Source organism: Flavobacterium sp. U410, assembly GCF_053570605.1.
The window spans coordinates 13259-39250 of sequence record NZ_JBSEFI010000016.1 but is presented as its reverse complement, the minus strand read 5'-3'; the positions used below and the strand labels follow the sequence as shown (position 1 = coordinate 39250).

Genomic DNA, 25992 nt, shown 5'->3' with positions numbered 1-25992 from the left:
GAATTTATTTTTGTATTGCTCTTATTTTCAAAACCATAAAAATTATTTCCATTTATGGAAAACCGTAAAAAAGACTTTCAATAAAATTTTATATTTGAAAAATAATTCTTCTTTTTATAAAGAAAAGTTATATATATTTGATGGTATATATAAATTGTATGTCATTTAAAATAAAAAACGAAATACAAAAATAACAATATGAAAAATCCTAAACTTGAAGTTTATAAAGTTATATTGAGTCCAACAAACGAGAAAAACAAAGATGTTATTTCATTTAGAGAATTATTTCTTTCAAAATACGATTTAGACGAAAAAACAAAAGACAAAAAATTATATACTACTTTTTTTGAAGATATCTTTAAATCTTCCGATTATAACGAAAATGAAAAATTAAGAAAAGCTTTTCGTTTAAGTAAAGATATTAAAATGAACTCTAGAGATTTTTTTGTTCACGGTGTTATGGAAGGTGGCGCCTTTGATGTTGGAAAAACTGCCGGTAATAGAAGAACAAAGAGAGACAGTCGTAAATTTCATAAAGACGTAATAATTCAAGATGATTTTTATTTTTTACTACAAACTCAACTTGATAAAAAAGTTGGTATTTTAATTATACAAACTTATGGTCAAGAAAACATTGATGATATTTTCAAACCTTTTATAAAAAAATTATTTAGAAAGGAAGGTTTAACTTTTGGTGCTATAATTGCACCTTTTATACCAAAAAGCATTGAAGAAATGGCTAAAACAACTGCTCTAGTTAGTGAACTTAATTATCAAACAAAAAACATAAGAATTAATCAACTTTCTGAAGATAAAAAAGATAAGTTAGAGGGTAAATTTAATCTTAAAATAACTTTAACTCCAGTAGATGGTAGCGTTCCACTACCAACTTTGGACAAATGGCGTAAAATGTTAGGCAAATCTCTTTTAAGACTTCCTGACAACGAAATGACTTTGGAAGATTTTAATTCAAAAACGGGATATATTAAAAGTAATACTTTAAAAAATCCAGCAAGATTTGAAATTGATGAAGAATCAGTTAAAATTAAACCAACACTTTATTTAGAAAAAATTGATGATGTTATTATTCAAGAAAATGGAACACCAGAATGGGAATCATTAAAAACTTATTGTTCAGAAACGCTTTTACCAGATTTAGAATTAGAAATATATGATTAAACCAAATACATATAATAATTTAAAAATCATTTTCAATGAAAGTTATCGTTGGAGAAATTCTGATTTATCATCAGACGGTACCGATAGAGAATTTACATTCTTTAGCAAAACAAATTTATGTATTATCCTTATTGCTATTACAATATCACTAGTAAATTCTGATATTAATGATACTGTTTTAAATGCAATTTTAACTTTTGCATCTATTTATTCTTCATTAATAATACCAGTAATTATAATGGTTTACGATAAATATATCCAAAATCCAGTAAATAATTTAACAGAAATACAACAAAAAAGTGAAGGCGCAAAATTAAGAGTGAAAATATTTAAAAATTTCACAAGCAGATTTGTTTTTACAGCTTTAGAAACTGTAATTATTGCTATTTTTATAATAATAATTATCCTTTTCTATAAATCTTGTTCTTATTCTAAAATCAATATCAATATTTGGGATTATCAGTTCGTTAAATTAAATAAAGAATCTTTTTTTATATTTTTAGATTTATTTTTTAATCAATGTGGAAAAATATTTTTTTTAACAATGATGGTCAGATTTTTATGGTTTATATTTTTTAGTATTGGTGCATTAGGGGATTTTTTTAAAAGTGGATTAAATGAATAAAAAAACAAACGCACAAAATCGGTTATAAATAATAACATAATCTGTATAACCTTCTAAATTTTGTTTCATCAGTTCATTTCGTTCGTGTCTCCGAAAATTCGAAATTAAATTCTATATTTGGTATCGTTCAGTGTGGTTTCCACCACTTTCTTTACCAAGGACTGTCCACCAACATCAAAACCTACCCACAAAACCGCTCCCCTATCACCTTTCGGATGGAAACAAAACCGATATTTTCTAACGTAATCTCGGAACGCCTTACCCAAATCAAATCCTGAATTTTATTTTTGTATTGCTCTTATTTTCAACACCATAAAAATTATTTCCATTTATGGAAAACCGTAAAAAAGACTTTCAATAAAGTTTTACATTTGAAAAATAATTCTTCTTTTTATAAAGAAAAGTTATATATATTTGGTGACATTTACTAGTTAATGATCAGACGATAAAGACGATAATTTTAAATATTAAAAAATATGAAAGTAGAAATTAACGTAATAAATGTTGAAGATGGTGACGCAATCATCTTGATGCTCTCAGACAAAGAAAGAAAATCATTAATCTTAATTGACGGTGGATATAAAAAATACTATCCTAAAGTTAAAAGAAGAATTGAAGAAGTTTTACCAATGTTTGACAACAAAATTGATCTTCTAATTTGCACTCATTACGACAACGACCACATTGGAGGTGTTGAAAAAATACTTGATGACTACCATGAAATAATTCAGCAAATTTGGATTCATAAGATAGATTCATCTCTTGACTCAACAATAAAGTTAATCGAAGGCAAGATTCAGAGCTTACAATCAACTTTGTTGCTTGAATCTGAAAAATATATCAAAAGTATAGAAGCCTACAATAACAATTTAATAATTGAGGGGTATAGGGACTTATTGAGAGTAATTCAAAAAATTAAATCCTATGGCTTAGACGATAAAGTTATTGGAGCTAAACAAGGTGATATTTTTTCGAAATTTCCTGAATTTTCAGTTGTTAGTCCTTCAGCAGCGTTTTACAATAATAACTTGCCTGAATTAAAAGAAGAAAGTATACTAGAAGATTTAAAAAACAATATTCGAATGAAGGCAACAAGTTTACCGACTTTATTAGAGTTACTATATGAATCTTATGATGAAAGTGGTGTCCCTGCTGATTATTGTGAACAATTAGAAAAAAGCAGCCTTGAAAATGGTGTAACAGCAACAAACATGGTTAGTATTGTTACATTATTAGAATTTGAAAATAAACGATTCCTTTTTACTGGTGACTCTGGAATTGAATCTTATGAATCCAACACACCTAATTGGGAAGAAAATCTTAAAGATTTATTCTTTTTAGTCGTTCCTCATCACGGAAGTAAAAATAATACATCCTCTAAAATGCTAAGTATCTTTAATCCAGTGCATGCATTTGTGTCTGGAAAAAGTTCCGTAAATAGACCTTCCGTATTTATTGAAAAATGTATAAGAACAAAAAGCAGATTAAAAACTTTTGAAGTTACAAATAGAGAAAAGAATACTTGGTATTTAAGTATGGACGAAAAAGGAAACTTCAAAAGAATATCCGAATAAAGCCCGAACCATTAACACAGGTTCTGAGTCAGACAAGGTGACGTGCAAAATTGGAGGTTTGTGGTTCTAATGAACTTCAGTAATAAATTAAAACTTTGTGCTCCGAAACCCGCCCGAACGCAAAACCCAAAAACGTTATAACTTATATTAAAAAAGCTTATGAAAAAAATCTATCTTTTTGTTATTTTTTGTTTTTTAAGTAAAATGTATTCTCAGGAAAAATTTATCTTTAACAAAGATGGATTTACTGATTATGTAGTTGTTGAGATAAATCAAAATTCTTCTGAATTGTATTCAAAAACTATTAATTGGATAAAGGAAACTTATAAAGATCCTGATAATGTAATAAAAATGACTATTGTGAATGACAAAATTAGAATTTACGCATATACAAATGAACTCATTTCTTATAATGTTGGAAAGAAAAAAGTAAATAATGATTCATATTACACAATAGAGGTTTCTTTCAAAGAAGGAAAATATAAATTTGATCCAACCGAACTCAAAATATCAAACCCTATGGGAAGTTCAACAGGCTTATTAGATGGTAGATCTTTATACTATGACGAAAAAGGAAAATTACCTAAAGGTTTTGAAGAAATACCTACAAAATTTGAAACATTTTTTAATAACTTAAATGAGTCTTTAAAAAACTATTTAGAAGGTAATTATAAAAGTAAAAGTTCTGATTGGTAATTAAAACATCGTCTATAAATTATGACTCTGTTTGTGGTTTTTCGCCACTTTCTTTAGCCGAGACCGTTCCCAACATCAAAACCTGCCCACAAAACCGTTCCCCAATCACTTTTCGGATGGAAACAAAACCGATATTTTCTAACGTAATCTCGGAACGCTTTACCCAAATCAAATCCTGAATTTCATCTTCGGCATTGATTCCGATAGTATCGGTTGCTAACGGACATTCATAAAAAATATCCATCGTTCGGTAGGGAACATTTTTATACAAATAATTATTAGGCGAAGTCGTGATGTATTTCAAATCTTTCGGTACAATCTGTAATCCCAATTCTTCCTGAATTTCCCGGCAAGCGGCTTCTTCCGCATTTTCACCCGGATCGATAAACCCGCCCGGTAAATCCCACTTTCCTTTATCAGGATCCACATTGCGCACCGTAAACAAGATTTGATCTTCAAACGTAAACACAACCGCCACCGCAGCGGCTATATTATGGTAATACGTAAAATCACAATCCAAACAATGAAAACGAACCGTATTCGTAAATTCAAAATGTTCAGATCTGCAATTCGGACAGTATTCAAAAATTGACATTGGTTATTGGTTATTGGTTATTGGTTATTGGTTATTGGTTATTGGTTATTGGTTATTGGTTATTGCAAAATTACTTTTAACATTATTAAAAAAGTAAACTTATACAATTACATTACAATTATTTATCTTCTATTATTAACATAAAGCGTTAATCCATAATAAATTAATCCAGTTCCTATAATTCTATAAATTACAGAAAATACAGGAACAGACAAAGCTTTTTCATCTATAAACAAAGCAATGAACATATTGGAAATAAAAAAACTTAATAAAACTCTAACAAATGTTATCTTTAAATATCTCATGAATAAAACTACTATTTTATCAACATCAATTTAAAATGTTGTATCACTTTTCAAAACAATAAATACAAACTAGATTATTGATTATTCTACATTTTATATTCAACATTCCTTGTTCTTCTCCTTTCAACTTTTTACTTTTTACTTTTTACTTCGTAAAAACCCGATTTTCTTGTTCGCTTACGCGGATAAAAGTCGTTCGTTTTGACAATTCTTTCAGTTGAGCTGCGCCCACATACGTACACGTACTTCGCAAACCGCCTAAAATATCCAAAACGGTATCTTCCACAGCACCACGATACGGAACTTCAACGGTTTTTCCTTCGCTAGCGCGATATTCGGCAACACCACCGGCGTGTTTTTCCATCGCCGTAGCCGAACTCATCCCGTAAAACAATTTATAACGTTCGCCGTTGCGTTCGATCAATTGGCCGCCGCTTTCATCGTGTCCTGCTAACATTCCGCCCAACATCACGAAATCAGAACCGGCACCGAAAGCTTTCGCCACATCGCCCGGAATACTGCAACCGCCATCGCTAATAATGTGTCCGCCCAATCCGTGAGCCGCATCAGCACATTCAATAATTGCCGACAACTGCGGATAGCCTACTCCTGTTTTAACACGAGTGGTACAAACCGAACCCGGACCGATGCCTACTTTCACAATATCAGCGCCCGAAAGCAACAATTCTTCCACCATTTCGCCTGTCACTACATTTCCGGCAATAATGACTTTTTCCGGTAAAAGTGCGCGCATTTTTTTGACAAATTCCACAAAATGTTCCGAATAGCCATTGGCCACATCAATACACAAAAACTGTAACCTCGGATTTTGTTCAAAAATCAATTGTATCTTTTCCACATCTTCTTTTCCCGTTCCCGTGCTCACCGCTATACACTGCTCAATGGCTTCCGGAGCTTCACTCATAAATTGTTTCCACTCGGCAACCGAATAATGTTTATGAACAGCCGTAAACATCTTTTTTTGAGCCAATGCCAATGCCATTTCAAAAGTGCCCACCGTATCCATATTCGCTGCCATAATCGGAACACCTTTCCACACCAGCGGACTGTGCCTGAATTTATATTCACGTTCCAAATCGACTTGCGAACGACTGCTTAAGGTTGAACGTTTGGGACGAATCATAACATCTTTAAAACCCAATTTTAAGTCTGCTTCTATTCTCATACGATACGGTTTTGTTGCTATAAAATTACAATAAAGAGCTTTTTAGCTCACATTTAGTTATCAAGAAAGCCTATAATTTATCAACAATTTAGCCTTAAAAAGCTATTTTTGTGCCATGCAAAAACTTGTCATCATAGGAAGTGTTTGGCCTGAACCCCAATCCACCGCAGCCGGAAGCCGAATGTTACAGCTCCTTTCTCTTTTTCAGGAAATGGACTTTGATATTTCTTTCCTTTCGGCGGCAACAGCCAATGAATTTTCCTTTGATGTGCGCCAATGGAACATTACGCCTTATTCCATTCAACTGAATCACAATAGTTTTGACGAATTGATTACAAAACTGAATCCGGATGTGGTGGTTTTTGACCGTTTTATGATCGAAGAACAATTCGGTTGGCGCGTAGCCGAAAATTGTCCAGATGCCTTACGGATTCTGGATACCGAAGATTTGCATTTTTTGCGAAAAGCCCGAGAAGCTGCTTTTAAACAAAATAGAACCTTGGTTTTTGAAGATTATCTCAACGATACATTCAAACGCGAACTGGCGGCTATGTATCGCTGCGATTTAAGTTTGATTATTTCTAAATTCGAAAGGGATTTACTAACCCAAACGTTCCAAATGGATACTTCGCTGTTGGAATATCTTCCGTTTTTAGTGGATGTTCCTCCTACTTCTTCTAATGTAGCTTTTGTAGCAAGAGCACATTTTGTAAGCATTGGCAACTTTTGGCACGAACCCAATTGGCAAACGGTTTTACAACTGAAAAAACTGTGGAAATCCATCAAAAAACAACTGCCACAAGCGGAATTACACATTTACGGCGCTTATGCTACCGATAAAGTCTACCAACTGCATAATGAAAAAGAAGGCTTTTTAATTAAAGGCAGAGCCAATAGTGTTGAAGAAGTCTTCTCAAAAGCCAGAGTTCTACTGGCTCCTATTCCGTATGGTGCGGGTTTAAAAGGAAAATTGTTAGAAAGTATGCTTTTCGGTCTGCCGAATGTCACTACCGAAATGGGTGCCGAAGCCATGAAACACAACGAACTTTGGAACGGCTATATCACCGATGACGAATCGGAATTTGTGGAAAAAGCTATTGAATTGTACACCCATGAAAGTCTTTGGAACCAAAGTCAGCAAAACGGTTATACCATTCTTCAACATGAATTTACCAGAACACTCTTTGCTTCCAACTTTAAAAACAGAATACAGCATTCGCTCAAAAACTTGAAAGCACATCGCAACCAAAACTTTTTAGGTCAAGTTTTTCAACATCAATCTCTTCAAAGCACTAAGTTTATGAGTAAATGGATTAGTTTGAAGAACAGGATTTAATCATTCAAAAGAAATTAATCAGGAACATTTAAAGTAAACTTTCCATTCAAAACATACTGAGTACCAACTGGTGTATTACAGAATATAATACTCATTGTCTCCCCATTATTTTCTACATAGAATTTTGTACCCGGACTAGCAATAGCTCCTCCGTATCCTCCGTATCCCCAATCATTTATAGATAGTTTAGCATATCCCTGTGATAAATTAATATTACTACCAAAATCAGAAGAATTGGTTACTGTATATTCTCCTGTTAGTGGATAATTACGTCCTATTTCATCAAAATTCACCTTAATTCTTGCAGTTGAACTATAGGTTAATGTCTCAAACTGTAAGTTTCCTTCTCCAAAAGAATAAGAAGGATAAGTAACATCAACATTATTAATATTAATCTGGCTTGTTGTTAAATTTACATAATTATCAGTTGAGGGCTGGCAAGGAATATCTGTTCCTGTTGTAAACTCATACACTTTTCCATACCCGACACCTATTTCGTTTATTGCATAAACTGTATAATAATATTTAGTAGATGATTCTAAACCAGTATAAATAGTATAAAACTCTCCTAAACGACTTCCTACTTCAATTTTTATATCATTAACGGTAGGATTACTATTGGTACTGATTACCAAACCATATTCTGTAACATCTTTACCACCCTCACTTAAAACTATACCTCCTAATGATGCTGAGTTTATCTGAACACTACCCGGTTCATACGTTTCAACAACAGGAACGATATAATTATAGTTTTCAACTTCGCAACTTACTAAAAACAAGACAAATAGGACTATTATTTTTCTCACAATATTAAATATTATTTAACCAACCATTTTTTGGTATATATTTGCAAAAATATAAATAAATGTCTGCTAATAATTTTTTTAAATCACTAATTTTATTTTTTAGTTTAATAACTGTCAATCATTCTTATTCCCAATTTGATGGTAGATTCGGAGTTGGTATATCAGGAAATAACTATGTAACTGATGCTAATTTTTTACTGTCAAAATCAAAATTGGGTTTTGGGGTTTCATTGATTGGTACTACTGTTTTTAGTGATCATTTTGAATTATTTGTAGAAATAAATTACTCTAGGAACAATATGTCTTTTATAGGAAGAGAAAGCGAGTTATCTAATCCCGAAGAACTTAATTTTCATTTAGATAAGTTCAATATTCCTATCATCTTAAATTATACGTATCTGAATACCAAAGATCTTGCTCTAGGTATAGAAATGGGACCAACCATTAGTATCTTAAATAATTTCGTCCTAAATGATGATGAAAAAAGCGATTACTTGTTAGATCCCTATTATATTAGAACTGAATGGATGGAGTTTGATTCTCAAAATGAAAAGATATCATTAAATGTATTTGGAACCGTTGGATTAAGCGCAGAGTACAATCAATTCCTTGTTAATTTACGTTATAATCTTAGTATAACTGATCCATATAGAAAAGTTCCTTTCTATTCGCCATATTTTACTCCATCCGGAAAAGACAGTTATTTTGCATTATCGCTAACATACATGTTTGAAGAAAAATAAAGCAATCTAAAATCTATTTACCCGTGTACCGTTTCTTTAGTTCCGTAGTTTTGGATGATTTTTGCTTCGGCTTCTAACCATTCGTTCCAACGTTTTTCTACGTCAATATCTCCGGCATATTTGCGGGCAAAATTGATAAATGTAGTGTAATGCATAGCTTCGCTTTCCATGAGTTCGCGGTAAAACTGAGCCAATTCCTGATCTTCAATATTTTCGCTTAACACTCTGAAACGTTCGCAGCTTCTGGCTTCGATCATCGCGGCAAACAGCAAACGCTCTATAAGACCTGATTCACGCGAACCGTCTTGATTTTGCTTTAAATATTTCATCAATTCGTTGACATAATCGTCTTTTCGCTCGCGTTTGAATTCGTAACCGCGTTGAATAATAATATCGTGAACCATTTTAAAATGTTCCATTTCTTCGATTGAGATTTTCAACATCTCTTCCACCAAATCCTGCTTCTCTGAATTATTGATAATCAAATTAATCGCATTAGTGGCTGCTTTTTGTTCGCACCAAGCGTGATCTGATAAAATTTCTTCAAGATTTCCTTCGGCAATGTTAGCCCAACGCGGATCGGTAGGTAATTTTAAACGAAACATCATTTTTCTCTGTAATTACTATTCGTCTGCAAAAATACTATTATCTGCGAAATATTAAAATTATATAACAAACTATCCGAATGTTATAAAATGAAAAGCATGAAACCGAACTAACTTGCGAAAGAATTAAAAATCAAATTATTATGAAAAATTTAAGTTTAGTTATCGCAGGTGTTGCACTATTGGGAATAGTGGCTTGCAACGAAAAGAAGGAAGAACAACCTGAAACTATTGTTATTGAACAAGAAGCTGCACCACAGACAGAAGAAACCGATGGAACTTCGTTAAGTGTTAGCAAAGATGGTGTGGAATTCTCAGATCAAAATGGAGAAAACAGTACCGAAATTAGTATTGATGCTTCAGAAAGCGAAAAAGGTAAAGGAAAATAAACAGAAACTCTCAATGCGTTATTATAAAAAAGAGTGTCTCAAAAATATCTTATTATCAGATTCTGGTAATATATAAATTCAGAAATGCTGAGTTTCTATTTTTGAGACATTCTTTTTATAGTTTAATTTCCCATTCTTTATCAGGATTGTAGCAAATTGTTCCTTTTTCAATATATAACGGACAATCAAAATTATTGGTATACAATCCGCCGGTTCCTAAACCTTGTGGCATAGTACTGTTTAAAGTATAGGTAAATTGCGTAATGGCATTTAACCCCACATTACTTTCTAAAGCGGAAGTAATCCACCAACCGATATTGTGTTTTTCAGCCAAAGTAATCCACTCTTGTGTTCCTTTGAAACCACCCACTAAACTCGGTTTTAAAATAATGTATTGCGGTTGTATTTTTTGTAATAAGGCTTCTTTCTTTTCTACTCCAAAAATACCAATCAATTCTTCATCTAAAGCTATCGGTAAGGGAGTTACACGACACAATTCAGCCATTTTATCTTCATTTCCTTGACGAATAGGTTGTTCAATACTATGCAACTTATACTTTGCTAATTGCTGAAGTTTATTCAATGCGACATCCAAACCAAAAGCACCATTGGCATCTACTCTGATTTCAATAGTATTTTCATTAAAATTCTGGCGAATGAAATGTAATAAGCCTAATTCTTTTTCGAAATCAATAGCTCCGATTTTCAATTTGATGCATCTAAAACCGTCGGCTAATTTGGCTTCAATTTGTTCTTTCATAAAAGCCTCTTCTCCCATCCAAATCAATCCGTTGATTTCCATTCCTTTTTTTCCTTGTGTAAACTCAGAAGGAAATAATTCAAACGGATTTTCGGAAGCCAGAGAAAGAAAAGCCATTTCTACTCCAAATTGAATGGAAGGAAACGCTGTTAGTTCTTCCCAAAGCTGTTCTTTTCCCAAATGGATATTTTGGCAAACCCATTGCAGTTTTTCTTCATAATCCGGTCGGTCGTCAATAGAAAGCGTACGCAAAATTCCGCACTCTCCTATTCCTGTTTTTCCGTTGTCTTCTAAAAATAAAAACCAAGTTTCCTTCTCGGTCAAAACACCTCTCGAAGTACCACTTGGTCTTTTAAAATTTAGAATGTATTTTTTATAACTGGCTTTCATTTTGCAATAGCAATAGCAATCTCAAGTTCAATGTCAAAAAATAAGTTTTAAAACTATGTAATTGAAGTTGAGATTGCAATTGATTTTGAGTTTTTAAAATTCAATACTTTTACCTATTTCTAAAAGAATCAACTCTTTTCCTTTAGCTGCAAATTTATCTACTGCCGCTGCATGATCAATTTCGATGTACCCAAAAGTATCAAAATGGTAACCCAAAACTCTATTACATTCTACAAAATCAGCTGCAATCACCGCATCATCAACATCTATGGTAAAGTTACTTCCAATCGGTAAAATGGCTAAATCCAATTTGGTTCGCAACGGAATCAATTTCATATCCATAGTCAAAGCAGTATCTCCGGCTATGTAAATATTTCTTTCTGCAGTTTCTAAAACAAAACCTCCGGGCTGACCTCCATAAGAACCATCCGGGAAAGAAGATGAATGTAACGCAATTACATATTTAAGTGTTCCAAAATCAAAATTCCAGCTTCCACCATGATTCATCGGGTGCGTTTGGAAACCTTTATTGGCAAAATGATACGCTATTTCGGCATTAGAAACAATTACAGCATTGGTTCTTTGTGCAATAGCTTCAACATCTAAAATATGATCTTGATGTGCGTGAGTTACTAAAATATAATCGGCTTTAAGGTCGTCAATATTAATGTGACTCGCTTTTGGATTTCCGGTAATAAACGGATCGACCAAAAGGTGTTTTCCGTTTACTTCAATTCCTAAAGAGGCGTGTCCGTAAAATGTTATTTTCATGATTTGATGTATTTAATAGTTAGAAATTATCTTAAAAATATAATACTTAGCAAAAATAGTATGCTGATTAAAAATGTTCCTAAGGCCACTATTTTTAGTTGAGAATCAAGATTTCTGGATTCGACTTCTGTTGTATTTTTTACAAATAAAAGATGTTTGATGAACAAAACAGCACAAAAAACGCCATGAACGGGAAGGATATTCATTATCACTTCAGCAATTATAAATAAAATTGATGCTCCAAAAATTAGAAAAAAATGATAATTTTTAGCTTTTTGAAACCCTAATTTTACCACTAACGTATTTTTTCCTGCTGCTTTATCATTGTGAATATCTCGCATATTGTTAAGGTTAAGCACTGCAATACTTAAAAATCCAATGGCTGTTGCCGGTAACCAAACAACCCAATCTAAACTTTTGGTATACAAAAAATTAGAACCGACAACGCTGACTAATCCAAAAAAGATAAACACAAATAAATCGCCCAGTCCACTATAACCATACGCGTTTTTACCTACTGTATATTTGATAGCTGCTGTAATTGACGCAATACCTAAAACCGTAAAAACTATAGCATATAGAAAATTTTCTTTTCCAAATGAAATATAGATTAATGCTAAAGCACTAAAAAAGGACAACACAGAAAATAAAATGACTGCTTTTTTCATTTGTGCTGCCGTAATAATTCCTGCGGCTACAAGACGCTGCTCGCCTATTCGGTTAGCGTCGGTTCCTTTTACACCATCTCCATAATCATTGGCAAAATTGGATAATATTTGGAACAAAAGCGTTGTAATAATGGCTCCGGTAAAAATCAATCCGTTAAAAGTATTTTGGTAAATCGCAAAAGCGCTACCTACAATAATACCTGATACGGATAAAGGCAGCGTGCGTAAACGTGCTGCTTGAATCCAGTGTTTCATTTCGTGTAATGATTAGTGAAAAAGTAAAAAGTGATTAGCTAAACTTTAGGAACTAATCACTTTTTACAATTACTTATTAAGGAATATATTTCTTTTCAAAGTTAGGTTTACGTTTTTCTAAAAACGCATTTCTTCCTTCAATTGCTTCGTCGCTCATATAAGCCAAACGAGTGGCTTCTCCGGCAAATACTTGTTGTCCTACCATACCATCATCCGTAAGATTCATGGCAAATTTCAACATCTTAATTGAAATAGGCGATTTTTCTAAAATTTCCTGAGCCCATTGGTAAGCCGTAGCTTCTAATTCGTCATGAGGAATTACTGCATTGACCATTCCCATTTCGTAAGCATCTTGAGCGGAATAATTTCTACCTAAAAAGAAAATTTCACGCGCTTTCTTTTGTCCGACTAACTTAGCCAAATAAGCCGATCCGTAACCTGCGTCAAAACTAGTTACATCGGCATCAGTTTGTTTAAAAATAGCGTGTTCTTTACTGGCCAATGTTAAATCGCAAACTACGTGCAACGAATGTCCGCCACCAACAGCCCAACCGTTTACTACGGCAATAACTACTTTTGGTGTGAAACGAATTAAACGTTGAACTTCTAAAATATTCAAACGGTGATACCCATCTTCACCAACATAGCCTTGGTAACCACGCGCTTTTTGGTCGCCACCGCTACAAAAAGCATATACGCCGTCTTTTGGAGACGGTCCTTCCGATGACAATAAAATTACTCCGATTGAAGTATCTTCGTGTGCATCGTGAAAAGCTTCCAGTAATTCTTTAGTCGTTTTTGGTCGGAATGCGTTGCGCACTTCCGGACGGTTAAATGCAATACGAGCAACGCCATTGCACTTTTTATAGGTAATATCATCAAATTCCCTTGCGGTTTTCCATTCGATTGTACTCATATTTAAACTATTGTTTTTTTAATTGAAAAAATTCTAAGACTATCCTAACTTGGGATAATTATCTACAAATTTAATGCTTTCGACATAGTTTTAAAACTTTATTTCAAACCAATCTTATTTTTAAAGCTGTTCCATTAAATCTTAAAGCTAAAAAGCAGGTGTTCTTTACATTTTCTAAATAGATTGTATTTTTATTACAGACTTGATAATCTCACTATTTTTAAGCATTTTTTAGACTTTTATCTTAACAATTTGTTTTATCTTGCAGCTTCTTAAAATTGAAAAACATGAAAAAAACTCTTATTTCAGCAATAAGTTTACTTTCTGCTTGCTATACTTTTGCCCAAAATTACGAATTCAAAGAAGTTATTGACTTAGATCATTTACCTGTTATTTCTCAAGATAGAACCGGAACTTGCTGGAGTTTTTCTACTTCTTCTTTTCTGGAATCAGAAATCATTCGCAAAACCGGAAAACATATTGATTTATCGGAAATGTATCAAGTGAGAACCACTTATCCTAAAAAAGCGGAAAATTATGTGATGCGTCAAGGAAGTGCTCAGTTTAGTGAAGGAGCTTTGGCACATGATGTTATCAATAGTATGAGAGATTATGGCTTGGTTCCTGTTTCAGTATTCACTGGACTTTCGGAAGAAGAAAAAGCACATAATCATGCTGAGTTAGTTGCTGTTTTACAAGCTATGGTAAAAACGTATGTTGAAAATCCGGCAAAAAAATTATCTCCAAAATGGAAAGATGCTGTTGCTAAAGTCTTAGACACTTATTTAGGGGAAGTTCCTTCTGAATTTACGTATGAAGGAAAAAAATATACACCTAAAAGCTTTTTGGAATACACTAAGTTAGATGCTAGCGAATATGTTACGTTAACTAGCTTCATTAATTACCCTCTATATCAGCCATTTATTTTAAACATTCCTGATAATTTTTCAAATGGAAGCTTATATAATCTTCCTTTAGACGAATTTATGAAAGCTATTGATTTTGCTTTAGAAAAAGGATATACATTAGCTCTAGATTGTGATGTTTCAGAGACTACTTTTTCTGCGAAATATGGAATTGCCTTTATTCCTGAAAACAGCGAAGATGAAAAAACAGGTTTAGCCGAAATTGTAAAAGAAAAAATAATAACTCCTGAATATCGCCAACAAGAATTTGAAAACTTTGATACAACTGATGACCACTTAATGCACATTGTCGGTAAGTTAGTTGACCAAAAAGGAAATGTATATTACAAAGTAAAAAATTCATGGGGAACTGATGAAAAAAGAGTTAAAAATGGTGGTTATGTTTACATGAGTGCTGCTTATTTACAACTGAAAGCTATTTCTGTTTTGGTAAATAAAGAAGGGGTAGATAAAAAGCTTCAAAAAGCATTACACTTGTAAGATATTGCCCCAAACTATGATTTTTAAGTCCGCTACTGATTTGGTGATCAAAATTACTTTTGGTTTCATTATATTGTTGTTGCTCATTGTTGCTTTATTCAGCATAAGCATTAACAATATTTTTTCCACAGCACTAGCATTTATTGTTAATGTTACTGCTATCATTTTATTAGTGTGGATTTATTTCAGAACTGAATACAAAATAGAAAATGATATTCTATATTGTATTTCCGGCCCCATTAAAAAGAAAATTTCTATTCTTGAAATTGTAAACATCAGTTACCATTCAGGTATAATAGTCCCAATTGCTCTTAAACTATCGTTAAGCAGTACCGGTTTAATTATTAACTATGGTAAATGTGATGAGATTTATATTTCGCCCGAGGATACAGATCTTTTTCTTCAAAAATTAAAAAACATAAATCCTAATTTTATTATTACTTCCCCTAAGAATGCCTAAACCTCATATTTTATTATATTTTACATTATACTTCCTGATAATAGCTTGCCAGAAACAAAAACAGACAGAACCTGTTGTTACAAAAGAAATGAATCATCAGCAGCCTAAAGATGCTTTTCCTGTAGCTTTTCATCCTGTTACTGATGCTTATAAAGATTCTTTACGTCCTAAAATTGAACATTTTTTTAAGGAAACAATTGAAGATGATGATTTTAGTGGCGGTATTTTAGTGGCTAAAAACGGTAAGATTTTGTATGAAGATTATCAAGGATATGTAGATCATCACAATAAAGTAAAGGTTACAAAACATACTACATTACATTTAGCTTCTATTAGTAAAGTGCTTACTGCGGCTGTCATTTTACGAATGATTGACCAAAAACAATTGAAGTTAGACCAAACATTAAAAAGTATTTTCCCTGAATTTCCTTATAAAGAAATTACTATCCGAACACTTTTAAATCACAGAAGCGGTTTACGTCGATATAGTTATTTTACCGATGAAACCGGAGTTTGGAACAAAAATGAAATGTTAACCAATCAAGATATTTTAACGATCTTATGTACTAAGAATATTCCGTTAGAATTTAAAACCAATAAACGTTTTGCCTACTGCAATACTAATTATGCATTATTAGCTTTAGTAATTGAAAAAATAAGCGGTAAAACGTATAAAGAAGCGATGAAAGAATTGCTCTTTGAACCATTACAGATGAAAGACACTTTTGTATTTGATTATTTTACCCAAAAAGATTCTGTTCCTCTATCTTATAAAAGCACATGGAAAACCATTCCTTACGATTACTTAGATGCTATTTATGGTGATAAAAACATTTACTCTACTCCGGAAGATCTGCTAAAATTTGACAAAGCCACCTATTCCAATCAATTCTTTTCTGACAGCTTGCGAAAAGAAATCTTCAAAGGTTACAGTTATGAAAAAAGAGGTGATAAAAATTATGGTTTAGGGATTCGTCTTCGTGAATGGGATGATGCTTCCACTTTTTATTATCACAACGGTTGGTGGCACGGTAACACAACGTCTTACATCACCTTGAAAAACGATACTGTAACTTGTATTGCCCTATCCAATAAGTTTACTAGAAAAGTTTACCAAATGAAACGCGTCTCTGTTTTATTTGGGAATTATCTTTTTAATTTGGAAGGAGACGAATAATTAACTTACAAAATATAAATAATCAGGATTATTTCTTTTATTTTTTTATTTATTTTTAATCTAAATAAGAATAATTTTTATACTTTTGGACTCAAATTTTTGAGCCTTGAAATTACTATACATTATCCTGTTTTCATTATTCACTCAAGTAATAGTTTCCCAAGCTACACTAAAAGGAAAAGTAATCTCTTTTGAAACAGGAGAATCTATTCCAAATGTAGATATCATTGAAAATAATTCTAAAAAGTGGACTCTAACTGATGAAAACGGAGAATTTCAACTTACACTCAATACAACAATACCTGCGGTTATAACGGTTAAAATTCTAGGAAAAGAAGCGCAAAACCTTACTATTATTCCTCAAGATTTTTCTAGAAGACTCCTAATAAGTCTAAAAGATGCAAACTTACGATTAAATGAAGTTGTAGTTTCTTCTCAAAAAGGTAAAAATTATTCTGAAATTGTAATCGGTAATGAAGCCATTAATCAAGTGCAAGCTTTTTCAATCAATGAAGTTTTAGAACAATTACCGGGTCAAGCCATGACTAATTTGGATTTGAACGAATTCAAGCCCATTGTTTTCAGAACTTCGCGCCCTATAAATGTAAATGATGAAGGTTTTGGTAATAAATCCTTTGGTACTGCAGTTGTTGTCGATGGTATTCCTCTTTCAAACAACGAAAACATGCAATCTTATGGAGCAGGTACTTCCTCTCTTCCATTTTCACCTAATTATTTAGGCTATGGAGATTCGACCGGAGCATATGATTCTAACGGTTATTTTTCTAATGCTAATTTCGGAACCGATTTAAGACAGCTTCCTACTAACAATATTGAAAAAGTGGAAGTTGTAGAAGGAATTCCTTCGGCTAAATATGGGGATTTAACATCCGGATTGATTAAAATTGAGCAAAAAGCGGGTAAAACGCCTTATCAAGTGTATACTTCACTACGTGATGGTGCTACCGAATATGGTTTTAGTAAAGGTTTTCGTTTAAGTGAGAGAGCCGGAGCTATAAATTTTTCCATTTCAAATTTAGAATCTGACAGTAATCCAAGAGAAGGGTTTACAAAATACAACCGAACTACTTCTAATTTAATCTGGTCTTGGAACAACAAGAAAAAAAATATCAAAAACTCTGTTACACTTAGTTATGCCTTTAATGATGATGATGTAAACTATGATGAAGAAAATGCTGACCAAAAAAAAGTAAGAAACGAGAAAAAAGATTTCTCTTTTGCTGATAGATTCAAATGGAACTTTGATGAAGGTTCTTTTTTTGACAATATGGATATCAACTTCAATTTTACTTATACTAAACAATTGTCTTTTGAATCTAAATTAGTAAACGGAGGCGGAAATGTTGTGGGAACAAGTACAACCGAGGGTGTTTACTACGGTTCATATACACCTATAAGCTATACAAGTATTAAAGCCGTAGAAGGAATTCCTCTCTCAAGCTATTTTTCTACCGATTTATACAAAACATTTACTACAGGAGATTGGAAACACAATGTATCTATTGGTACGTCTTTTAGAATGAGTGATAACAAAGGACGTGGACGATTAGGAAGTCCGGAAACTATGATTAAAAATTATCCGGATCAAGGTTTCAGACCTTACAATTTCGGAGACAATGTAAGAGCTGAATTTCAAGCTTCTTTATATGCCGAAGATAACATTACCAAACAATGGAATACAAACGAATTTAATGTAAGTACCGGTCTTCGTTATGACAATATGTACGGAACTTCATTAATAGCCCCTCGTATCAATTCTTATTTTTCAGGTGAAAAATATAAAATCAGAGGTGGTTTTGGTCTTACTTCAAAAGCTCCTTCACTGAATCAAATCTATACAGGCTCTCGCTATTATGATGCTACTTTAGCCGATGTAAGACTTCCGGGATATTACAATGTCAATGTAGTACAAACCTTTGTTGATTATGCCGACAATAAAGACTTAAAACCCTCAAAAAGTATACGTTCAGAATTAGGGTTTGATTATAAACTGCCTTTTGGAACCATTAACTTCACAGGATATTACAACAAATTATATGATGGAATTACTTCCGAAGGGATACCGTTAAAAAGAGAAATGGCACAACTTAATATTCTTTATGATGATCCTAATCCGCCTACTTATGAAATAGCAGGTTACCAAACCACATATTTTCAATTGAGCAAATTAGTCAACAAACTAGAATCTACAGATAAAGGAGTTGAAATGTTTCTAAACATCAAAAAAATGCCGATTCATAACATCACTTTGGACATTCAGGGAAGCTACGTTGAAACTGAAACATGGAACGGATCAGATACATTTTTACGTTCTACAGATGTTAGTTCAGAAGAAAAATATGGAGTTTATGGTGCTTATACTCATTACTATAAACAATTTCGCTTGGGAGCCAATTTAAATTATCACTTACCTAAAATAGGCTTAATTATTTCGGTTAGAAGCGAACATTTTATTACTGATCATAATTATTATACCCAAAACAATTTTCCTTATGCTTATTTAGATGCTGATTTAAACAAAGTACTTATTCCTGAAGCAGATAGAACAAATACTACTTTATATGGTCACATTATCAGAAACGGAAATCCTTATGATAGAAATACAGATAAAGTATATAATAACTTCCATTTAAGAGTGTCTAAAGATTTTTTAAACGGATTCAAATTTTCATTCTACGCTAGTAATTTTCTCGATCTTAAACCTACGGGATATTATATTTATAATGGCGCATATGAGAAAAAAGTCAATCTTTATTTTGTACAACTTTCATTTGGAACTAGAATAGAATATCAATTTTAATTAACCTAATTTACTTATATAATGAAAAAAATACTTTTACTTATTACAGCTGTCATTGCCTTGACTTCATGCTCGGATGATGATTTTGGCGGAAACGGAAACCTACAACCTGTAAGTTTTAATGTAGAACTAAAATATGACACTACATCTTATAATGGTGAAGCTGTAAATGCAGGAAATGTTACTTTGACAAATACTACTACGGGAGATATTTATACCGCAACTTCAAACACTAGCGGAATAGCATCATTTACATCTGTTTTACCGGGAAGTTATACTATCACTGCTACCAAAAGTATGGAAAGTACTGAGTTTTCAACTACTTTTGGTTATGCTCCTTCAACTTCTGAAATTCTTTTTAATGGTTCACAAGAAGCGGTGACAGTAAATGTTAATGTAACATCTACAACTGTTATTTTAAAATCGGCAAGAATTGGAGACTTAGTCATTAAACAAATTTACTATGCTGGTTCAAATTCTACTCAAGGAGCTGTATTTCGTGATCAATTCATTGAAATTCACAACAATTCTAATGAAATAATTTATGCTGATGGTTTATATATTGGTCAATTATACGGAAGAACAAGTACTTCAACTGCTTCTTACACATTAACAACGGGACAATTTGACTGGAGCCAATCTATCGGTATGACTTCTGGTTCTTCGGCAAATACAAACTATGTTTATGCAGACTATGTATTCCAAATACCGGGAACAGGACAAGACTACCCTATTCAACCAGGAGCTAGTATTGTTATTGCGCAATCTGGGTTAAATCATAAAGCGCCACTTACAAATAACAATGGAGACCCTATGACTGTTCAGAATCCTGATTTAACGGTAGATTTAAGCGGAGCCGATTTTGAGGCATACTTAGGTGATTTCCGCGCATCATACGGAGAGTCTGTTTATTTATATGATGTTCAAAATCCGGCTGTTACCGATTTATTAATTGCTTACTGGGGACGTCCTGGATATTACAGTGGAAACAAAGACTTCTTAATGGATAATCCCGGAAGAGATAGTTTTATTATTTTCCGTTCTGAAGATTTTAATACTTATTCAGATTTTCCTGATCCTTCTGTAACTGCTGAAGGAAGCTCTACTAAATATTTCTTGCAAATTCCTACTTCTACAATCATTGACGGAGTGGATCTACAACACTTTAATCCAAGCAACCAACGTCCTAAGATGTTGCCTTCTGAAGTAGATGCTTCTTACACAAACTGTGATGCTTCATTTAACTCACAATCAGTTATTCGTAGAACTAAAACTACTATTGATGGAAGAGTTATCTTAGAAGACACAAACAATTCTGCCAATGATTTTGTGAAACTGGCAATGGCAAATCCAAGAGGTTTTGCAAACTAAAACAGAATGAAATCAAATTCAACAATGAATTTAAAATTAAATATTACATTTTTAATGGTATTCGTCAGCTGTGCCCTTCAGGCACAGCTTTCAGATACTATTGCCATCAAACAAAATATCTTTTTCAATTCTTTTCAAACCCAACTTTGGAAAAATCCTCTATTCTATACAGAACAACAATTCAAAGATTATACTTTTACTCAGATTAATTTCTCTCAAAACAATTCCAACTTAAAACGAGTACAGTCTGCCGAAAAAACAAATCGCTATGCTTTTACTACCGAAGGAATTTTTAATCTGAATTCCAGAAGTAGATTTTTTGGCGATGTTTCTTTGTCAAAATATTATGAAAAAGAAATCGGTTACTCCTTTTCTTCTGAAAGAACAGATGATCAAAATGTACTTTCCCCTAACTATTTTTATGCTCCTAAAAAAGGAAATTGGGAACACCAGCAATATTGGCTGCAAGGCGGTTTTTCACATCATTTTGAAAACAACATAGTAATGAGCGTTAAGCTATTTGGCGATTATAAAAAAAGTTTCAGAACAATTGATCCCAGACCACAAATTGTATATGCACATTATGGAGGCGAATTAACTTTTGGCTATAAAATAAAATCACATACAGTTATTTTTAGCGGTTTATTATCCCGTAAGAAAGAAAATACTTCCATCATTTATATGGATGACTATAAGAATGCTCCTGTTTATACCGAAACATTTACTCGCTTTTCTACAGGATATGGGCGTACAACTTTTGATAACTCCTATCAAAGTCACATCGATTTATTTACCGATAAAGGATTTGGAATGGGATATCAGTTTTCTAAAGAAAAATGGAATATAAACAGTACTTACCGTTATAATAAAACGATGACTGATTTTTACGGAAAAGACGGGAATGGTAATGTGTTTCTTGAAGAACAATATATTCGATACAAATACAGAACTATCAATCATACAGTAGCTGTAAACGGATTCTTTAAAGGACAAACAAAAAATTATTTTGCAGAATTACTTTTAAAAAAGCAACAAGGTGATAATTTTTCTGTATTAGAACAAGGTCAAAATTACAGAATGAATATTGACAAAGTGAGCTTTAATTCGGGAATCATTAAAGTAAAAAACGGGATTACTTCTTACTGTTTTGAAGCAGGAGTCAATGCAAGCCAACAAAAATATATTGATCTTTTAGGTAGTACTCACAAAGAATTGACAGATCTAGTCATTCATACTGACTTTAATACCGATTTTTATATTAATGATCAAAATAAAATCAATTTTAAAACCAGTATCCAATATTACACAGCATTACAAGAAGAACTTACAACAGTAAAGCTTTCTTCAGAAAATTTATTTTTAGACAATGTAGTAATTCCGGATCATGCTTATGATGTTACAGATAAACTAGGCGCAGCAGTAACGTTAAATTATCAACATAAATTATCTAATAAAAAAGAGCTTCGTATTTTTGCAAACTGGAATTCATTAGTTGCTTTAAACAATGAATACAAAAAATATTATTCAAGTCTAAATACTTCAGCAAATAACAATTATACTATTGGCTTAGCCATTATTTACTAGTAATGAAAAAAATAAAAATTATTGCTCTATTAGCAGGTTTTATTACCTTATTATCCCTTAGAAGCAAATCAGAATCTGATGAAATTTATTATTCTATTTCTGAACTTAGAAAACTATACAGTAGTGGCGACATCACTAAATACCCAAAAGCAGAAGTTGACAGCAGTGTAATTAACTTTCAGGAAATTGGGGTTTTACCTCCGGTTGTATTTCCTGAAGATAATCCTTATAGCGAAGCCAAACGAGAATTAGGTAAAATTTTATTTTTTGATCCCAGATTATCTTCTTCCAATCAAATTTCTTGTGCTTCCTGCCATGATCCTGAATTGGGTTGGGGCGATGGAAAAAGAGTTTCTAACGGACATGACAGAGCTCCGGGAAAACGAAATGCCAGAACCATAATCAATAGTGGTTATGCTACTTTATTATTTTGGGACGGTCGAGCAAAGTCATTAGAAGATCAGGCTAAATTTCCTATCGAAGACGAAAAAGAAATGAATCACGATATCAAAAAAGCCGTTAAAAGAATTAAAAAACTAAAAGGATATAAATCTCTTTTCAAAGACGCTTTTGGTGACGAGCAAGTTACTGACGAACGCATTATGAAAGCTATTGCTACTTTTGAACGAACTGTGGTAAGCCGCAAAAGCCGATTTGATAAATTTATTGAAGGCGATTCTACGCAACTTTCCGATCAAGAAGTATTAGGTTTACATTTATTCAGAACCAAAGCACGTTGTATCAATTGTCACAATTCTCCTTATTTCTCTGATAACCAATTTCACAACGCAGGTTTAACCTATTACAAGCGAGAATATGAAGATCTAGGTTTATATAATCTCACTAAAAAGCCTGAAGATGTAGGCAAATTCAGAACACCTTCACTACGTGAAATCATGAAAACAGGACCTTACATGCACAATGGTCTTTTCCCTGAAATCAGAGGCGTTTTGAATATGTACAATGCCGGTATGCCTAATCTAAAGCCTAAAGAAAATGAGAAAGACGATATTCTTTTTCCAAAAACATCGCCTTTACTTCAAAAATTAAATTTAGACAAGTCAGAATTAGATGCTTTAGAGGTATTTTTAAATAGTATTACTTCTGTAATTTATAGAGAACCTGCTCCTAAAGAATTACCCATGTAATACATTTAACCAATTTTTACTGAAGTCATTGTTAATGATCCAGCCACTAATTTATCGTTAAAAAACTCAACGTTATCATTATCGGTTTGCAAAGCCAGAGCATAAATCAACGGATAATAATGATCTGGTGTCGGAATGGCTAAAGTAGCTGCTTTATTCAAGCTTGGGTAATCAAATAAGGCTTTATGATCTTTATTCATAATTTTGTTTTTGAATATTTCATTCATTTCGATTGCCCAATCATATCCGAAATTATCAACATTCATTTTGTCCCAAGCCACCATACGCAAGTTGTGCACCATGTTTCCGCTACCTATAATCAGCACTCCTTTTTTACGCAAAGCTAAAAGTTGTTTGGCCACTTCATAATGGTATTGCGCCGGTTTATAATAATCGATACTCAATTGCAAAACCGGAATATCAGCATTAGGATACATGTGTTTCACTACCGACCAAGTTCCGTGATCTAATCCCCAATCGTGGTCTAGTTCAACAGCCGGATTAGTGATTAACTTTTGAATTTCAGAAGCCAAACCGGGTTCACCCGGAGCCGGATATTCTACTTCAAACAGTGCACGTGGAAAACCTCCAAAATCGTGAATCGTTTTCGGTTGGTTCATAGCAGTTACAAAAGTTCCTTTGGTCAACCAATGTGCTGAAACTACCACAACAGCTTTAGGTTTAGGTATCTCCTGCCCCATTTTTTCCCAACGACGTGAAAATTCATTATCTTCAATAGCATTCATGGGCGAACCATGACCTATAAATAAAACCGGCATCAGGGTATCATTTTCTTTCAAATCCTGAGTCCAACTATAAAACGGTTGTATATTCATCATAACTGTACCTCCTGCAATTAATTTTAAAAAATCATTTCTTTTCATAACAACATTTGTATATACAAATGTAATACCATTTTTTGAATTGGCAGTATATATTTAGAAAAAATTAATTATGAAAACAATTGGATACCAAGATGTTTAGCAACCAAGAAAAAATTGAAAAGATTGAGTAAAAAAGCAAACCATAATGAGTAATTAATTTCATCAGTTCGTTTAAGAATTTCAATAATTCCGTAAAAAGGCAGCCATAATGTCAGACACCAAATAGGAATCCAAATCACAGAAAAACGCAATCCAAAGAAATAAATTTCCGGAAATAACTGAATAATTCCAATAACTAAAAGAAAAGTAGAAAACAAACTCAATATGACATAAATCTTATCTTTCATGCTCTAACGAATTAAAAAAATCTAAAGCTCTCAACTCAGCATACGAATACTTGCTATCTTTTAACGGATACGCACAATGTCCACCATGTTTTGGTGTTTCCAAATAAATAAAATCATTTTTAGAAGCCAATTGTACCGGAAAACAACCTTCCCCTAAAAAGGGATCATCTAAAGCATTTAAAACTAATATTGGTTTTTGAATATTCTCAATACTTCGGGCAGGCGAAACCTGATAGTAATAATCTTTACCATCAATAAATCCGTGCATTGGAGCTGTGAAATTATCGTCTAAATCGTCAAAGTTCTTTACTTTATTCAATTTTTTCAGATCAATCAAATCAGGGAATTGTTTAGCCTTGATTTTTAGCTTTCTAGTCAAATCAATCATGAAATTTTTCATATACACTTGGTTGAACCCTTTCTTTAACGAATCGGCACTCGCTTTGACTTCTACCGGTACCGAAACGGAAACTCCGGCTTTAATTCGTTCGTCAATTGTAGACATTCTTCCGAAATAATTCATGACTTGCGCGCCGCCCATAGAATAACCAATCAAATACAATTCCGAAAAACCTTTGGAAAGCGCAAACTGAATTACAGCATCTAAATCGTCAATCGTAGCATGATGATACAAACGAGGCAAACGATTCATTTCGCCACTACAACTTCTGTTATTCCATGCAAAAACAGAAAAATCGTTTTTCAAAAAATAATCAGCACAACTATTAATATAAGTTCGTTGCGAATTTCCTTCTAATCCATGACAAAGCACTACTGCTCTTTTTGCATTGGTCACTTTATAATCAACCGCCAAAAAATCGCCATCCGTTAATTCTAAAATTTCCCTTTGGTAATCAGGCGCAGGAAAACTTTTAAACTTTCCAGCGTAAATTGTGGAAATATGAGGATTCCTATGAATAAAAGGAACCGAATTGTTGTATCTTGAATGTTCTATAAATGGCATACTCTAATTTAAGAATTTGTTTTCAAAA

26 protein-coding genes are annotated in these 25992 nt (G+C 32.8%); 14 read left to right on the top strand and 12 right to left on the bottom strand.

The genetic code is table 11. From position 1 onward, the window contains the following. The first annotated feature begins 198 nt into the window (after positions 1-198). From ACUSJC_RS11340 to ACUSJC_RS11325, 4 genes are all read left to right on the top strand, one after another. Positions 199-1179 carry a hypothetical protein gene (locus ACUSJC_RS11340; protein WP_449269677.1) on the top strand — a complete coding sequence of 327 codons (981 nt, stop codon included), beginning with the start codon at positions 199-201 and terminating at the stop codon, positions 1177-1179. Further along, complete coding sequence (locus ACUSJC_RS11335; RefSeq protein ID WP_449269676.1) at positions 1172-1804, top strand: hypothetical protein; 633 nt, start codon at positions 1172-1174, stop codon at positions 1802-1804. The genes ACUSJC_RS11340 and ACUSJC_RS11335 overlap by 8 nt, the downstream gene beginning before the upstream one ends. 476 nt (positions 1805-2280) lie before the next feature. Then, complete coding sequence (locus ACUSJC_RS11330; protein WP_449269675.1) at positions 2281-3378, top strand: ComEC/Rec2 family competence protein; 1098 nt, start codon at positions 2281-2283, stop codon at positions 3376-3378. A gap of 159 nt (positions 3379-3537) precedes the next feature. Continuing rightward, complete coding sequence (locus ACUSJC_RS11325; protein WP_449269674.1) at positions 3538-4074, top strand: hypothetical protein; 537 nt, start codon at positions 3538-3540, stop codon at positions 4072-4074. A gap of 19 nt (positions 4075-4093) precedes the next feature. On the opposite strand, the gene ACUSJC_RS11320 is transcribed toward ACUSJC_RS11325, so the two are convergent. The 3 genes from ACUSJC_RS11320 to ACUSJC_RS11310 all read right to left on the bottom strand — a co-directional run bounded on the left by ACUSJC_RS11320 (position 4094) and on the right by ACUSJC_RS11310 (position 6160). Beyond that, positions 4094-4669, bottom strand: a complete 576-nt coding sequence (locus ACUSJC_RS11320; protein ID WP_449269673.1) for an NUDIX hydrolase — start codon at positions 4667-4669, stop codon at positions 4094-4096. A 122-nt stretch (positions 4670-4791) separates the two neighbouring features. Then, entirely contained in the window at positions 4792-4974 is a 183-nt protein-coding gene (locus ACUSJC_RS11315) for a hypothetical protein (RefSeq protein WP_449269672.1), read from the bottom strand. 145 nt (positions 4975-5119) lie between these two features. After that, the gene (locus ACUSJC_RS11310; RefSeq protein WP_449269671.1) at positions 5120-6160 is read right to left on the bottom strand and encodes a GMP reductase; all 1041 of its coding nucleotides are present in this window, start codon (positions 6158-6160) and stop codon (positions 5120-5122) included. A 115-nt stretch (positions 6161-6275) separates the two neighbouring features. On the opposite strand from ACUSJC_RS11310, the gene ACUSJC_RS11305 reads away from it, so the two are divergent. Continuing rightward, positions 6276-7496, top strand: a complete 1221-nt coding sequence (locus ACUSJC_RS11305; RefSeq protein ID WP_449269670.1) for a glycosyltransferase family 4 protein — start codon at positions 6276-6278, stop codon at positions 7494-7496. Positions 7497-7510: 14 nt separating this feature from the next. Here ACUSJC_RS11305 and ACUSJC_RS11300 read toward each other — a convergent pair whose 3' ends face one another. Further along, entirely contained in the window at positions 7511-8305 is a 795-nt protein-coding gene (locus tag ACUSJC_RS11300) for a hypothetical protein (RefSeq protein WP_449269669.1), read from the bottom strand. A gap of 59 nt (positions 8306-8364) precedes the next feature. Here ACUSJC_RS11300 and ACUSJC_RS11295 point away from each other — a divergent pair, with 59 nt between their 5' ends. Then, positions 8365-9048: an outer membrane beta-barrel protein gene (locus ACUSJC_RS11295; protein ID WP_449269668.1), complete on the top strand. Its 684-nt coding sequence runs from the start codon at positions 8365-8367 to the stop codon at positions 9046-9048. Positions 9049-9065: 17 nt separating this feature from the next. On the opposite strand, the gene miaE is transcribed toward ACUSJC_RS11295, so the two are convergent. Further along, the gene (miaE, locus tag ACUSJC_RS11290; protein ID WP_449269746.1) at positions 9066-9653 is read right to left on the bottom strand and encodes a tRNA isopentenyl-2-thiomethyl-A-37 hydroxylase MiaE; all 588 of its coding nucleotides are present in this window, start codon (positions 9651-9653) and stop codon (positions 9066-9068) included. A 143-nt stretch (positions 9654-9796) separates the two neighbouring features. Here miaE and ACUSJC_RS11285 point away from each other — a divergent pair, with 143 nt between their 5' ends. Further along, a complete protein-coding gene (locus ACUSJC_RS11285; protein ID WP_449269667.1) occupies positions 9797-10042 on the top strand; it encodes a hypothetical protein in 246 nt (81 codons plus the stop codon). A 115-nt stretch (positions 10043-10157) separates the two neighbouring features. On the opposite strand, the gene ACUSJC_RS11280 is transcribed toward ACUSJC_RS11285, so the two are convergent. The 4 genes from ACUSJC_RS11280 to ACUSJC_RS11265 all read right to left on the bottom strand — a co-directional run bounded on the left by ACUSJC_RS11280 (position 10158) and on the right by ACUSJC_RS11265 (position 13802). Continuing rightward, on the bottom strand, positions 10158-11192 hold the full coding sequence (locus ACUSJC_RS11280; RefSeq protein WP_449269666.1) for an o-succinylbenzoate synthase: 1035 nt from the start codon (positions 11190-11192) through the stop codon (positions 10158-10160). Between the two features lie 93 nt (positions 11193-11285). Continuing rightward, positions 11286-11963 carry a metal-dependent hydrolase gene (locus ACUSJC_RS11275; protein WP_449269665.1) on the bottom strand — a complete coding sequence of 226 codons (678 nt, stop codon included), beginning with the start codon at positions 11961-11963 and terminating at the stop codon, positions 11286-11288. Between the two features lie 26 nt (positions 11964-11989). Next, complete coding sequence (gene menA, locus ACUSJC_RS11270; RefSeq protein ID WP_449269664.1) at positions 11990-12886, bottom strand: 1,4-dihydroxy-2-naphthoate octaprenyltransferase; 897 nt, start codon at positions 12884-12886, stop codon at positions 11990-11992. A 76-nt stretch (positions 12887-12962) separates the two neighbouring features. Beyond that, complete coding sequence (locus ACUSJC_RS11265; protein WP_449269663.1) at positions 12963-13802, bottom strand: 1,4-dihydroxy-2-naphthoyl-CoA synthase; 840 nt, start codon at positions 13800-13802, stop codon at positions 12963-12965. Between the two features lie 287 nt (positions 13803-14089). Between ACUSJC_RS11265 and ACUSJC_RS11260 the strand changes: the two genes are divergently transcribed. The 7 genes from ACUSJC_RS11260 (at position 14090) to ACUSJC_RS11230 (ending at position 23769) form a co-directional block, all read left to right on the top strand. Continuing rightward, positions 14090-15208: a C1 family peptidase gene (locus tag ACUSJC_RS11260; RefSeq protein ID WP_449269662.1), complete on the top strand. Its 1119-nt coding sequence runs from the start codon at positions 14090-14092 to the stop codon at positions 15206-15208. A 16-nt stretch (positions 15209-15224) separates the two neighbouring features. Next, a complete protein-coding gene (locus tag ACUSJC_RS11255; RefSeq protein WP_449269661.1) occupies positions 15225-15668 on the top strand; it encodes a PH domain-containing protein in 444 nt (147 codons plus the stop codon). 88 nt (positions 15669-15756) lie between these two features. Beyond that, the gene (locus ACUSJC_RS11250) at positions 15757-16845 is read left to right on the top strand and encodes a serine hydrolase domain-containing protein (RefSeq protein WP_449269660.1); all 1089 of its coding nucleotides are present in this window, start codon (positions 15757-15759) and stop codon (positions 16843-16845) included. A gap of 106 nt (positions 16846-16951) precedes the next feature. Then, on the top strand, positions 16952-19666 hold the full coding sequence (locus tag ACUSJC_RS11245) for a TonB-dependent receptor (protein WP_449269659.1): 2715 nt from the start codon (positions 16952-16954) through the stop codon (positions 19664-19666). A gap of 21 nt (positions 19667-19687) precedes the next feature. Beyond that, the gene (locus tag ACUSJC_RS11240) at positions 19688-21037 is read left to right on the top strand and encodes a DUF4876 domain-containing protein (RefSeq protein ID WP_449269658.1); all 1350 of its coding nucleotides are present in this window, start codon (positions 19688-19690) and stop codon (positions 21035-21037) included. A 6-nt stretch (positions 21038-21043) separates the two neighbouring features. Continuing rightward, complete coding sequence (locus ACUSJC_RS11235) at positions 21044-22621, top strand: DUF6850 family outer membrane beta-barrel protein (protein ID WP_449269657.1); 1578 nt, start codon at positions 21044-21046, stop codon at positions 22619-22621. Between the two features lie 2 nt (positions 22622-22623). Next, on the top strand, positions 22624-23769 hold the full coding sequence (locus ACUSJC_RS11230) for a cytochrome-c peroxidase (RefSeq protein WP_449269656.1): 1146 nt from the start codon (positions 22624-22626) through the stop codon (positions 23767-23769). Between the two features lie 5 nt (positions 23770-23774). Here ACUSJC_RS11230 and ygiD read toward each other — a convergent pair whose 3' ends face one another. The 3 genes from ygiD to ACUSJC_RS11215 all read right to left on the bottom strand — a co-directional run bounded on the left by ygiD (position 23775) and on the right by ACUSJC_RS11215 (position 25964). Continuing rightward, entirely contained in the window at positions 23775-24605 is an 831-nt protein-coding gene (gene ygiD / locus ACUSJC_RS11225) for a 4,5-DOPA-extradiol-dioxygenase (RefSeq protein WP_449269745.1), read from the bottom strand. 116 nt (positions 24606-24721) lie between these two features. Further along, positions 24722-25000: a hypothetical protein gene (locus ACUSJC_RS11220; RefSeq protein ID WP_449269655.1), complete on the bottom strand. Its 279-nt coding sequence runs from the start codon at positions 24998-25000 to the stop codon at positions 24722-24724. Beyond that, positions 24990-25964, bottom strand: a complete 975-nt coding sequence (locus ACUSJC_RS11215) for a YheT family hydrolase (RefSeq protein ID WP_449269654.1) — start codon at positions 25962-25964, stop codon at positions 24990-24992. The genes ACUSJC_RS11220 and ACUSJC_RS11215 overlap by 11 nt, the downstream gene beginning before the upstream one ends. Positions 25965-25992 lie beyond the last annotated feature (28 nt).